This window comes from Pseudomonas agronomica (genome assembly GCF_025917275.1).
Classification (GTDB): domain Bacteria; phylum Pseudomonadota; class Gammaproteobacteria; order Pseudomonadales; family Pseudomonadaceae; genus Aquipseudomonas; species Aquipseudomonas agronomica.
This window is the reverse complement of record NZ_JAOSHO010000137.1, coordinates 1-11,597: the sequence shown is the minus strand read 5'-3', so window position 1 is coordinate 11,597 and position 11,597 is coordinate 1. Positions and strand designations below refer to the sequence as shown.

The 11,597-nt window shown below is 60.3% G+C and carries 13 protein-coding genes; 6 read left to right on the top strand and 7 right to left on the bottom strand.

The genetic code is table 11. The features are described from left to right. Together OC610_RS12490 and OC610_RS12485 are read right to left on the bottom strand one after the other, a co-directional pair. On the bottom strand, nt 1-394 hold a 394-nt coding region (locus OC610_RS12490), incomplete at its 3' end, for a 5'-nucleotidase (RefSeq protein ID WP_264428040.1). Nucleotides 395-412: 18 nt separating this feature from the next. After that, a complete protein-coding gene (locus tag OC610_RS12485; RefSeq protein WP_264428039.1) occupies nt 413-1,366 on the bottom strand; it encodes a putative 2-dehydropantoate 2-reductase in 954 nt (317 codons plus the stop codon). A gap of 268 nt (nt 1,367-1,634) precedes the next feature. Between OC610_RS12485 and OC610_RS12480 the strand changes: the two genes are divergently transcribed. Continuing rightward, complete coding sequence (locus OC610_RS12480) at nt 1,635-2,711, top strand: 3-deoxy-7-phosphoheptulonate synthase (RefSeq protein WP_264428037.1); 1,077 nt, start codon at nt 1,635-1,637, stop codon at nt 2,709-2,711. Between the two features lie 175 nt (nt 2,712-2,886). Here the strand turns inward: OC610_RS12480 and OC610_RS12475 are convergent, their stop codons facing one another. Further along, nucleotides 2,887-3,168 carry a GNAT family N-acetyltransferase gene (locus OC610_RS12475; RefSeq protein WP_030141867.1) on the bottom strand — a complete coding sequence of 94 codons (282 nt, stop codon included), beginning with the start codon at nt 3,166-3,168 and terminating at the stop codon, nt 2,887-2,889. Nucleotides 3,169-3,804: 636 nt separating this feature from the next. On the opposite strand from OC610_RS12475, the gene oprI reads away from it, so the two are divergent. Then, on the top strand, nt 3,805-4,056 hold the full coding sequence (gene oprI / locus OC610_RS12470) for an outer membrane lipoprotei OprI (RefSeq protein WP_011335311.1): 252 nt from the start codon (nt 3,805-3,807) through the stop codon (nt 4,054-4,056). Nucleotides 4,057-4,182: 126 nt separating this feature from the next. On the opposite strand, the gene OC610_RS12465 is transcribed toward oprI, so the two are convergent. The 3 genes from OC610_RS12465 to OC610_RS12455 form a co-directional block, all read right to left on the bottom strand. Continuing rightward, nucleotides 4,183-5,154 carry a L,D-transpeptidase family protein gene (locus OC610_RS12465; protein ID WP_030141866.1) on the bottom strand — a complete coding sequence of 324 codons (972 nt, stop codon included), beginning with the start codon at nt 5,152-5,154 and terminating at the stop codon, nt 4,183-4,185. Between the two features lie 240 nt (nt 5,155-5,394). Next, the gene (locus OC610_RS12460) at nt 5,395-5,688 is read right to left on the bottom strand and encodes a hypothetical protein (protein WP_003199347.1); all 294 of its coding nucleotides are present in this window, start codon (nt 5,686-5,688) and stop codon (nt 5,395-5,397) included. 56 nt (nt 5,689-5,744) lie between these two features. Further along, nucleotides 5,745-6,350: an arylesterase gene (locus tag OC610_RS12455; protein ID WP_249873885.1), complete on the bottom strand. Its 606-nt coding sequence runs from the start codon at nt 6,348-6,350 to the stop codon at nt 5,745-5,747. Between the two features lie 10 nt (nt 6,351-6,360). On the opposite strand from OC610_RS12455, the gene OC610_RS12450 reads away from it, so the two are divergent. From OC610_RS12450 to OC610_RS12435, 4 genes are all read left to right on the top strand, one after another. Next, entirely contained in the window at nt 6,361-7,044 is a 684-nt protein-coding gene (locus OC610_RS12450; protein WP_264428030.1) for an ABC transporter ATP-binding protein, read from the top strand. Further along, nucleotides 7,044-9,548, top strand: coding sequence for an ABC transporter permease (locus OC610_RS12445; RefSeq protein ID WP_264428029.1), 2,505 nt, complete (start codon nt 7,044-7,046; stop codon nt 9,546-9,548). Before OC610_RS12450 ends, OC610_RS12445 begins: the two co-directional genes overlap by 1 nt. Nucleotides 9,549-9,582: 34 nt before the next feature. Then, entirely contained in the window at nt 9,583-10,080 is a 498-nt protein-coding gene (gene greB, locus OC610_RS12440; RefSeq protein WP_030141861.1) for a transcription elongation factor GreB, read from the top strand. Between the two features lie 149 nt (nt 10,081-10,229). Further along, nucleotides 10,230-11,078, top strand: a complete 849-nt coding sequence (locus OC610_RS12435; protein WP_264428028.1) for a PI-PLC domain-containing protein — start codon at nt 10,230-10,232, stop codon at nt 11,076-11,078. 5 nt (nt 11,079-11,083) lie between these two features. Here OC610_RS12435 and OC610_RS12430 read toward each other — a convergent pair whose 3' ends face one another. After that, entirely contained in the window at nt 11,084-11,392 is a 309-nt protein-coding gene (locus OC610_RS12430) for a class I SAM-dependent methyltransferase (protein WP_264428027.1), read from the bottom strand. Nucleotides 11,393-11,597 lie beyond the last annotated feature (205 nt).

Sequence of the window (11,597 nt, the reverse complement as noted above, 5' to 3'; positions counted from 1 at the left end):
TGCGCACGTCTTCGGCGTGGGTGGAGAGGAACAGGTCGCAGCCAAACGCCTTGAGGTACGGGTAAGGACTGCGACCGCCAACGAACGCTGCGCGGGAAATCGCGAGGCCGTAATGATGAATCGAGTTGAACACTCGCAGACCGGTGTCGGCGCTGTTGCGCGACACCAGGATCACTTCGACACGGGCACGTCCCAAGTGCTCGTTGAGGTTGAGCAATTTCTGCACGAGGGCGAAGGCGTCCCCGGGCTCCAACACCTCGTCTTCATGCTCGATCTGGTATTGCCGATAGGCCTCGACACCGCTGGAAAGATAGACCTTGTGGCTTTCCCTCAGGTCGAACAAGGCCCGCGATGAAATCGCCAGCACCAGTTTGTCATCGATGTTATTCGCCATGCTGTCCCCCTCCGTCCATCAGCGATTGCGGCGGTCCAGAAACGCCAGCGCCTGGTACAAGGCTTCGATCTTCGGCAGATCGCAGCCCGCCGCTTTCGCCGCTGCCAATGGCCGGCTGTAGATCGCATCCAACTCCAGCGGCCGTTCATGGGAATAATCGTGATACATGCTTGGCCAATAGTCGGGCATCTTTTCGGTCATCGTAAAGAGATAGTCGGCATACCCAGGTGCGATTTGATGCCCGCAGGCTTGCGCACCGCGTACCACCTCCCCCATCAACGCCTGGATCAGACCGCGACTATCATCATTGGCCATCAACGGTGTGGTACTGGCGCCCAACAGCACCGAGAGACCGTTGTACGGTACGTTCCAGACCAGCTTCTGCCAGCGAGCCTGTTGCAGGTCGGGCATGGGCTGGGAGTCGATACCGGCTGCACGAAACAACCCAGCCCCCTCTTCGACAATCGCCATGCGCTCGGCCTGATCCCGGCAAGGACCGCTGTGATAACCGACATTGACTGCGCCAAGCGCCTGATGGGCAACGGTACCCGGGCCGACACGGTGCACGCAGACCAGGCACAGGCCACCCAACAAATGCAGTGAGTCGGGCAGCAGCGGTCGCACGTCGTCCTCGACATCGAGGCCGTTCTGCAGCAACAGGACTTTAGCCCCATCGGCGGCAGCCTGGATGATGGCCGGGGCCAGGTCGGCATTGCTGGTGGTCTTGGCGCCCACCAGCAGCCAGTCGCAAGGCGGCATTTCGTTCGCCGAACGGTATGCCTGGACCGGGCTTAGAGCCAGCGTTCCATGGACTGCGCTGTCGACTCGCAGGCCGCCTTCGGCCACGGCGGCAAATTCACTGCGCAGCAGGAAGTGCACATCGAAGCCGGCACGCGCCAGCATCACGCCGTAGAAGCCGCCAATTGCCCCGGTGCCGATCATTCCTATCCGCGCTCTTACGCCTGCCTGCATGACCGTAGCCCTCTTTGAAAACAATCCGTGCACACTATCAACGGGGGCCAGATGGCATGCAATCTACATTGTAAGCAGTCGTGAAATTAATCCTCGGCCTGCCTTCGGGGTCGATGGCCAGACAAATAGGGGATTAAACCCATCCCTGCCCATTGTCGAGCCACCTCCTAACGCGCTAAGGTTCGGCTCCCCGACGCGCTCAAATCCGCTGTGCACCGCCGCGCGGGGATCGCTGGCGGCCGGCACCCGTGACCTGACGAGTAACACGATGGCTGATTTACCGATCAACGACCTTAACGTCGCCTCCAACGAGACCCTCATCACGCCTGACCAGCTCAAGCGCGACATTCCCTTGAGCGACGCTGCCCTGCGCACCGTGACCAAGGGTCGGGAAGTCATCCGCAACATCCTCGACGGCACCGACCATCGCCTGTTCGTGGTCATCGGGCCTTGCTCGATCCATGACATCAAGGCGGCCCACGAATATGCCGAGCGCCTGAAAGTGCTCGCAGCGGAAGTCTCGGACACCTTGTACCTGGTGATGCGGGTGTATTTCGAGAAACCTCGGACGACCGTTGGTTGGAAAGGCCTGATCAACGACCCGTACCTGGACGACTCCTTCAAGATCCAGGACGGCCTGCACATCGGCCGCCAGTTGCTGCTGGACCTGGCCGAAATGGGCCTGCCCACCGCCACCGAAGCCCTGGACCCGATCTCCCCGCAATATTTGCAGGACCTGATCAGTTGGTCGGCCATCGGCGCGCGGACCACCGAATCCCAGACTCACCGCGAAATGGCCTCCGGCCTGTCGTCGGCCGTCGGCTTCAAGAACGGCACTGACGGCGGCCTTACCGTCGCCATCAACGCCTTGCAGTCGGTTTCCAGCCCCCACCGTTTCCTCGGCATCAACCAGGAAGGCGGTGTGTCGATCGTGACCACCAAGGGCAACGCCTACGGCCACGTCGTGCTACGTGGTGGCAACGGCAAGCCGAACTACGACTCGGTCAGCGTCGCGCTGTGCGAACAGGCACTGAACAAAGCGAAGATCAAACCGAACATCATGGTCGATTGCAGCCACGCCAACTCCAACAAGGACCCGGCACTGCAACCGCTGGTGATGGAAAACGTCGCCAACCAGATCCTGGAAGGCAACCAGTCGATCATCGGCCTGATGGTGGAAAGTCATCTGAATTGGGGCTGCCAGGCGATTCCGAAAGACCTCGCCGACTTGCAGTATGGCGTCTCCATCACCGATGCCTGCATCGATTGGAGCGCGACCGAGAAGACCTTGCGCGGCATGCATGCCAAGCTCAAGGATGTGCTGCCTGGGCGTCAGCGCGGTTGAAAAGATCGCAGCCTCGTTGCACTCGGCAGCTCCTACACAGCTCCTACATAGCTCCTACACTTTGGAGCGGGGGATGTAGGAGCTGGCGAAGCCTGCGATCTCTTGCTCTCCTCCAGGCACAAAAAAACGCCGGGCTTTTCAGTCCGGCGTTTTTTTATGGTGAATTCTTAGTCTATCAAAGCTTCGCCGCGTGCCGCTGATGACGCTCCATGTAGCGCTCTACATAGGAGCAGGACGGGATTACCGTGTAGCCCATTTCTTCAGCGAACCGCAGCGCCTCTTCGGTCAACTTCGCGGCGATACCCCGGCCGCGCAATGCGTTGGGCACGAAGGTGCGATAGATGTCCAGGGTCTGCTTGCCCAGGTCCATATAGGTCAGATAGGCACGATGACCGTCCACAATGGTCTCGAACTGATGACCAGCCTGGTCATGGTGGATGGAAACCGCCTCGCTCATCACTACTCCTCGCGGGTCTGAATGCCGACCCCTACCTTACCGATGTTTTTCCGGCGAAGGAACATCTACGCCACCCCGTGCCAATCCGGTCACCGAGGGCAAAAAACCAGCCGCCCAAACCTGAGCACGTCGTGAATAGTAGGCACCAATGACGCAAATGCTCAAGACACGCCTGTCACTGAAGTGGTAAACCTCGACGGGTTTATCGGTTGAGCCTCATTTTCAAGCGCTAGTCGGTCCAGACGCTATAGCTGAACATCGCCAGTTGTTGAGTCTTGAGACGAGCGCCCGCTGTTAAAGTCACCGCCATAAGCAATAAAAGATGCCCGGCGGGCTGCGCAAAAAATGAACAAAAGTCCAGGAGAATCAATAAGCAGCGGCGTTTAGCAGCTTTGGTTGAGTTGACCGGCCCGCGGAACTTTTTTTCAGCGGCGCGCTCCATTCCCGCGGTTGAGGCTGTGTATTTTTTAAACAACCAACAGAAAAGTTGCCTGAAAAAGAATCACCGCCTACAATTTTTTTGCTTCTTGCGCTACGTCAGTTTACTTACTACAAGTAATGAGTAGTATGTACGCCGGCTAACTCCTCACTCTGGGGAGACAGTCACTAAATAGAAAGTCCTTGAAGGGGAACACGATGAACAACGTTCTGAAATTCTCTGCTCTGGCCCTGGCCGCAGTTCTGGCTACCGGTTGCAGCAGCGCATCGAAAGAAACCGAAGCACGTCTGACTGCCACCGAAGACGCAGCAGCTCGCGCCCAAGCTCGTGCAGACGAAGCATACCGTAAAGCTGATGAAGCTCTGGCTGCTGCTCAAAAAGCACAACAGACTGCTGACGAAGCTAACGAGCGTGCTCTGCGCATGCTGGAAAAAGCTAGCCGCAAGTAATAATCCCTCGGGATTGTTATCGAGCCGACCCATTAGTGGGTCGGCTTTTTTATTGCCTGGTTTTTTCCAGACGATAAAAAACCCGCCGACGTCGAAAGACCTCGGCGGGTTGCTATCAGGTGCAGTTTATTGCGTCAGATCGACCGGCGCGCTCGATACCATCGGGGCAGAAGTATTCGGAACGGCAACCTCCACCGGAAGGCCATCTTCGGCAGCCACCACGTCTCGCACCACGTCCCAGTTCATGCGCAAGTTGCTGGTGATGTCTTCACGCTTGAGCATCGCATTGATGACCGCAGTGTGCTTGTCCACCACCGACGGGTTGCCCTTGTCGTCCAGCGGTGTATGGGCCTCCAGATAAACCTTGCCGCCGCTTACGCCCAACTTGTACGGGTCGTTGATGATTCGCACCGAAGTCCCCACCGGCACCATGCTCGCCATTTCCAATACGTTGTTGTTGAACATCCGGAAGCAACCGTGGCTGGTACGCATGCCAATACCGAACTTCTTGTTCGAACCATGGATCAGGTAGCCCGGGGTGCCCAGGGTGAACTTGAACGGGCCCAGCGGGTTGTCGGGGCCGGCCGGCACGACGTTCGGCAGCGGATCGCCATCGGCGGCGTGTTCAGCCTTGATCGAGGCTGGAGGGGTCCAGGTCGGGTTCGGGGTCTTGGCGATAATGCTGGTGTGGGCGATAGGCGAGCCCCAGCCTTCACGGCCGATCCCCAGCGGGAAGGTGTAGACCACGTTCCGTCCCTTGGGGAAATAGTAGAGGCGATATTCGGCGAGGTTGATCACGATCCCTTCGCGCGGGCCTGGCGGCAGGATGAAGCGGGTCGGCAGGACGATTTCGGTGCCCGCGCCCGGCAGCCACGGATCGACCCCGGGGTTGGCCGCGACCATCTCGCTGTAGCCCAGGTCATAGGTGGTGCCCAGGTCGGCGAAGGTGTCTTCGTATTTGGCCTTGATGACCTGCACCTGGCCGACGATGTCTTCACCCGGCGGTGGCAGAGGCAACTCCAGGGCAGCAACGGGACCAGCCATACACAGGGCGGCAAGAGACAGGCAGCGGGCGACGGCAGGCAAGCGCGGCAACATCCGGGAAATCCTTCGCAGATCGAACAGAGGGTGTGGAAGCGGCGATTGTACACTGCCCCCCGTTATTTCGGGGAGAGCGGCGCTGAAGCGCCCGATGCGCAGCATGTTCAGGCAGGATACAGTCCTGTGGGAGCGAGCCTGCTCGCGAAGGCGCCCGCACATACGGCATTGATACAAGCTGATCCACCGCTTTCGCGAGCAGGCTCGCTCCCACAAGGTCATGCAGCGAATCGGGGGGGGTCACAACTCGAACCGCAACTCCGGCCAGATCGGCGAAGTCCCGCGTTTCTGGGACTCCAGGATTGCCCGGCACAGCGAGCACAGGCGATGATCCTGGAAAATCTTGCGATCGACGCTCGACCAGCGCGGCTGGGCCGGCAGCAGGCTGCCACACAAGGTCCGGTCGGCCGAACCGCCAAGTTCCAACTGCCGGGTCACCAAGTGCACCCGTACTTCCTGGCAGGCGAACAGATCCAACTGCTCGTCGGGCTCGATCAGTTGGTAGGCAAACAGGGACCAGGCTGGACGCGGCATCGGGGGCTCCAAATCGGGGGCGCCACATTAGCCGAAACACCGCCTGTAGAAAAGCGTCAAAGCAGCGGTTTCAGCGTCGGCCAGACATTTTCCAGCAACTTGCCCTGGGCCGCGACGGACGGGTGCAATCCGTCGCCTTGCATCATCCCGGGCACCCCCCCGATCTCCTTGAGGAAAAACGGCACCAACGGCACGTTTTTCTCTTCTGCCAACGTGCTGTAGACCCGCGCGAACGCATCGGTATACCGGCGCCCATAGTTGGGGGGCAGTTGCATCCCCAGCAAAAGCACTTTCGCACCACTGGCGCGGGAGCTGTCGATCATCGCTGCAAGGTTTTGTTGCAATTGTGTTGGCGGTTGTCCGCGCAAGCCATCGTTGCCCCCCAGTTCCAGGATGACGAGGTCCGGCTTATGGGCTGAAAGCAGCGCCGGCAGCCGCGCCAGCCCTCCTGCGCTGGTGTCGCCGCTGATCGATGCATTGACCACTTTATCGTCGAAACCCTCGGTCTTGAGCCGTTGTTCGAGCAACGACACCCAGCCTTGCCGGGTATCCAGGCCGAAAGCCGCGCTGATACTATCGCCAACGATCAGGACTGTACCCGCCGCTGCGTTCTGGGCCATGCACATCAAGGCCAGGCCGGCACTCAAAAACCACACTCGCATCGGATTCTCCATGGGCTCAAGCATTCTCACCGCGACGGACCTTAGCAAAGTGGTTCCCAGCGCGGAAGGTGAACTGACCATCCTGCACGAACTCAGCCTGGAACTGAACAAAGGCGACAGCCTCGCCATTGTCGGCGCATCCGGTTCCGGCAAATCCACGCTCCTGGGCCTGCTCGCCGGCCTCGACCTGCCCAGCGGCGGTGAAGTCACCCTTGCCGGCCAGGCCCTCAGTAAATTGGATGAAGATCAACGGGCCCGCGTGCGCGCCGAACACGTCGGCTTCGTCTTCCAGTCGTTCCAGTTGCTCGACAGCCTCAACGCACTGGAAAACGTCATGCTGCCGCTGGAACTGGACGGTCGCAAGGACGCCCGCGAGCGCGCCACCCAACTGCTGCAACGGGTGGGGCTTGGCCAGCGGCTGACCCATTCGCCACGCCAGCTCTCCGGCGGTGAACAGCAGCGCGTCGCGATTGCCCGTGCGTTTGCCGCCGAACCCGACGTGCTGTTTGCCGACGAACCCACCGGCAACCTCGACAGCCATACCGGCGAACGCATCAGCGACCTGTTGTTCGAGCTGAACAAGGAACGCGGTACCACCCTGGTGCTGGTCACCCACGACGAACGCTTGGCCCATCGCTGCCGGCGCCTGATCCGACTTGAAGCCGGCCAGATGGTCGCGCCCCTGGAGCCTTGATGGCACGCTTGCCCCTGTTGCGCCTGTTCAGTCTTGCTGTCCGCCAGTTGCTGCGCGATGCCCGCGCCGGTGAACTGCGCGTGCTGTTCTTCGCCCTGCTGGTGGCCGTGGCGGCGAGCACCGCCATCGGTTATTTCGGTGCCCGGCTCAACGGCGCGATGATGATGCGCGCCACCGAATTCCTCGGCGCCGACCTTTTGCTTGAAGGCAGTTCCCCTGCCCGCCCGGAACAGATCCGCAGCGGCACCGAGCTGGGCCTGGAACACGCCCGTGTGGTCGAGTTTTCCAGCGTGGTCGCCACCGACAACGGCATCCAGCTGTCCAGCGTCAAGGCAGCCGATGACATCTACCCTTTGCGTGGCGAGTTGAAAAGCGCCCCGGCCCCTTTCGCCCCGGAAGAAACCGGTGGACGACCGGCCCCGGGGGAAGCCTGGGTAGAAGCACGCCTGTTGACGGCACTGGACCTGAAGATTGGCGACAGCATCGATGTCGGCAACAAGACCCTGCGCCTGAGCCGGGTACTGACCTACGAACCGGATCGCGCCGGTAATTTCTACAGCCTGACGCCTCGGGTCATGATCAACCTCCAGGACCTGGATGCAACGGGCGTGGTGCAGCCGGGCAGCCGGGTGAGCTATCGAGACCTGTGGCGCGGCCCGGCGCCTGCGCTGCAAACCTATCGCGACCTGGTCAAGCCGGGCCTGGAACCCAACCAACGCTTGCAAGACGCCCGGGATGGCAACCGACAGATCGGCGGTGCCCTGGGCAAGGCCGAGCGCTACCTGAACATGGCCAGCCTGGTGGCGGTGTTGCTGTCCGGTGTTGCCGTCGCCCTCTCGGCCAACCGCTTCGCCACCCGACGCTTCGATGCGAGCGCGCTGTTGCGCTGCCTGGGCCTGTCCCGCCGCGAAACCATGGTGTTGTTCAGCCTGCAACTGGCAATGCTGGGCCTGTTGGCGAGCCTCAGCGGCGCGCTGCTTGGCTGGATCGCCCAATTGGGGTTGTTCGCCTTGCTGCATGACCTGTTGCCCACTAGCGTACCGCCAGGCGGAATGCTGCCGGCCATCGCCGGGATCGGCACCGGGCTGGTGGCACTGGCGGGGTTCGCCTTGCCTCCACTTGCTGCCTTGGGTCGGGTACCGCCGCTGCGGGTGTTGCGACGAGACATGCTGCCGATCCCTTCCAGCAGTTGGGTCGTCTACGGCGCCGCACTGGGCGCGCTGGGGCTGATCATGTGGCGCCTGAGCCTGGACCTCGTGCTCACCTTCGCCTTGCTCGGTGGTGGTGTGATTGCTGCGCTGGTGCTTGGCGGCCTGCTGTTACTCGCGTTGCAAAGCCTGCGCCGGATGCTGGCGCGCGCTTCACTGCCCTGGCGGCTGGGGCTCGGCCAGCTGCTGCGTCATCCCCTGGCGGCTGCCGGCCAGGCGCTGGCGTTCGGCCTGATCCTGCTGTCCATGGCCTTGATCGCGCTGCTGCGCGGCGAGTTACTGGACACTTGGCAAAACCAGCTACCGAAAAATGCGCCGAACTATTTCGCCCTGAACATCCTGCCCAACGACAAGCAGGCCTTCACCGACAAACTGGTCGCTCTGTCGGCGCAATCGGCCCCGCTTTATCCCGTGGTACCCGGGCGGCTGATCAGCATCAATGGCGAGCCGGCGACGGAGTTCGTCACCAAGGACTCGGCAGGTGACCGGGCACTGCAGCGGGACCTGAGCCTGACCTGGGCTGAGGATTTGCCGGCGGGCAATCTCGTGACTGCCGGGTCCTGGTGGTCGCAGCAGCCGTCGGACGATATCCCGGGGGTTTCGGTTGAAGGCAAGGTCGCCGAAAACCTCAAGGTCAAGTTGGGCGACCGCCTGGTGTTCAGCGTTGGCGGCGTCAATCGGGAAGCGAAGGTCACCAGCTTGCGGGAGATCAACTGGGACAACTTCCAGCCGAACTTCTTCATGATCTTCCAGCCCGGCACCTTGAAGGATCTGCCGGCCACCTACCTCACCAGCTTTTATCTGGCGCCGGGCCATGATCAACAGATCGTCGACCTGTCCCGGGCCTTTCCGGCGGTGACGATCCTGCAAGTCGAAGCGCTACTGGAACAGCTGCGCAGCATCCTGGCCCAAGTGACGCTGGCCGTGGAGTATGTCTTGCTGTTCGTACTGGCAGCGGGCATGGCTGTGCTGTTCTCGGGCTTGCAGGCCACCCTTGACGAAAGGATCCGACAAGGCGCGTTGCTGCGCGCCCTGGGCGCCGAGCGGCCGCTGCTGACCAAGGCCCGGCGCATCGAGTTCGGATTACTGGGTGCGGTCAGTGGCTTGCTGGCCGCCCTGGGTTCGGAACTGGTGAGCCTGGTCCTCTACCGCTATGCCCTCGACTTGCCTTGGCATCCACACCCATGGCTGTTGGTGCTGCCGTTGGTGGGGGCGTTGCTGATCGGTGCGGCGGGGGTATTCGGTACCCGCCGAGCCCTCAACGCCAGCCCCCTGACAGTACTGCGCGAGGGTTGATAGACTTCGGGCCTCGTCATCACAAGAAGTCGCCATGAGTCGCTATCGCCCTCCCCGCACCGCCGGCACCGCGCTGATCACTCCCGAAGGTGAAGCGCGGATGCGCGCCGAACTTCATGAGCTCTGGCACGTGCGCCGCCCCCAGGTGACCCAGTCGGTCAGCGAGGCGGCGGCCCAGGGCGATCGCTCGGAGAACGCCGAGTACACCTACGGCAAGAAGATGCTCCGGGAGATCGACAGCCGCGTACGTTTCCTCACCAAGCGCCTCGAAGCGCTCAAAGTCGTCAGTGAAAAGCCCAGTGACCCGAACAAGGTGTATTTCGGCGCCTGGGTCACTGTGGAAGACGAGGATGGCAACGAATCGCGCTATCGCATCGTCGGGCCCGATGAGCTGGATTTGAAACAGCACCTGATCAGTATCGATTCGCCGCTTGCCCGGGCATTGATTGGCAAAGCCCTGGATGCCGAAGTGCGAGTCCAGACACCTGCCGGAGAACAGCTGATCTATATCACCCGCATCGAATACTTATAACCAACCCGATTATAACTTTTACAACAACGAAACATTGAAGTACAAGACGGAGACATTCTCAGTTTGACTTCAACTTGCCCATGCACGAAATTAGATGCGCGCCAGTCGCGCACTTAATTTAATCAACTGATTATTCAAGGATGAATAACATGGATGCAAACTTCAGCGACCGCTGGATGGATAACACACCGGGCATTTATAAACTTCGTATCGATGAATTGATCTTGCCCGGCACGCATGATTCGGGGGCTGACAGGGAAGCCCCGAAAATGATGCTGCCCAACGAAATCACCCAGGACGTGCCTGTCCGCGATCAGATCATGCGGGGGTTTCGGGTGCTCGACTTGCGTGTAGAGCTTTTCCCTCGCCAACCCATTGGCCATCCACGTCGTTTTCAGCTGTATCACCTCACCGCTTCTGGCCGCACCGTGGCCGACGATGTGCTTGGCGCGCTCAATGCGTTTTATGCGAATCCCAGGCGCCAGAATGAAATAATCATTTTAAACTTCCATCAATTCAAGAACTTCACCGAAGCTTCACATGAAGAACTCCATGCCTTGATCGATCAGACGATTGGGCACCGATTAATACCGTACTCCCAAAGTTATCTTACGCTGGAGCAGCTACGACAACAGATGCCGGGAAAGAGCGTGGTCATTTCCTATAACCGGCGCTCCGGAGACGGTCACTGGCCCGGTGTCGAACAACAATGGATTGGAGAAAACTACATAAGCACCTCGACACTGAAAGTCTTCATGGACGAAGCCAGTTCCAAGCCCAAAAGGCCCTATGCCCTTCGTGCCATCCAATGCGCCAAATATACCGGCCTTTACGTCCCGGACGATTTCAGCGACAAAGTGGACCTCTGGTTCGCGTCCAAGGACAGCGAGAGCTATATCCAGCGCTTCCATATCATCAACACTGACTGGTCGACACGAAGCAACATCGTGCTCAACTGCATGCATGCCAACCAATTCAGGGCCCGGGCCAAAGGCTGACATCCTTAACGGCGTGTAATCAGCCCTTGCCTGGCTACACGGGTCAGTTGCTTGATCATTTCGTGAGCGTCCGCCCCCGTTGGGGACTGGATGACGGCCAAGTCGAAACTGTCATTGGCGAAACGCGCCAATGACTCGCCGTCTTCGACAAACTGGATCAGGAAGGCCGCCGGGCCGTGGCTACGCCGCGGCCAGCCGTCGAGATAACGCAACAGCGTTGGCTGGTGAGTACCGCCGAGGAGAATTTTTGGGTTGCGTCGGACAAGGTTCGCCGTGATTGGCGCAAGACGTACAAGGGGGCTGGGTGTGTTCATCGTGTCGTGTCTCTGCCTCAAAAGTCTGCATGGCAGGTGAGAGGCAACACCGAACCAGCGCTTTAGCGGTATTTCGAAGCCGTGTTTCCTGGCTTCTATCGGCAACTGGATGAGTCACCTGGCGCCCCGCAAGTAGCTGTTTAAATCGGCGCATGAGCGGCATCCTAGAGAAGCCAACCGGGCAGTGTCAAGAATCGCCGCCCAC

Bases quoted from the DNA above. Each gene is read 5' to 3' on its own strand.
- OC610_RS12485 (WP_264428039.1), bottom strand. From the start codon at position 1,366: ATGCAGGCAGGCGTAAGAGCGCGGATAGGAATGATCGGCACCGGGGCA.
- OC610_RS12480 (WP_264428037.1), top strand. From the start codon at position 1,635: ATGGCTGATTTACCGATCAACGACCTTAACGTCGCCTCCAACGAGACC.
- OC610_RS12475 (WP_030141867.1), bottom strand. From the start codon at position 3,168: ATGAGCGAGGCGGTTTCCATCCACCATGACCAGGCTGGTCATCAGTTC.
- oprI (WP_011335311.1), top strand. From the start codon at position 3,805: ATGAACAACGTTCTGAAATTCTCTGCTCTGGCCCTGGCCGCAGTTCTG.
- OC610_RS12465 (WP_030141866.1), bottom strand. From the start codon at position 5,154: ATGTTGCCGCGCTTGCCTGCCGTCGCCCGCTGCCTGTCTCTTGCCGCC.
- OC610_RS12460 (WP_003199347.1), bottom strand. From the start codon at position 5,688: ATGCCGCGTCCAGCCTGGTCCCTGTTTGCCTACCAACTGATCGAGCCC.
- OC610_RS12455 (WP_249873885.1), bottom strand. From the start codon at position 6,350: ATGCGAGTGTGGTTTTTGAGTGCCGGCCTGGCCTTGATGTGCATGGCC.
- OC610_RS12450 (WP_264428030.1), top strand. From the start codon at position 6,361: ATGGGCTCAAGCATTCTCACCGCGACGGACCTTAGCAAAGTGGTTCCC.
- OC610_RS12445 (WP_264428029.1), top strand. From the start codon at position 7,044: ATGGCACGCTTGCCCCTGTTGCGCCTGTTCAGTCTTGCTGTCCGCCAG.
- greB (WP_030141861.1), top strand. From the start codon at position 9,583: ATGAGTCGCTATCGCCCTCCCCGCACCGCCGGCACCGCGCTGATCACT.
- OC610_RS12435 (WP_264428028.1), top strand. From the start codon at position 10,230: ATGGATGCAAACTTCAGCGACCGCTGGATGGATAACACACCGGGCATT.
- OC610_RS12430 (WP_264428027.1), bottom strand. From the start codon at position 11,392: ATGAACACACCCAGCCCCCTTGTACGTCTTGCGCCAATCACGGCGAAC.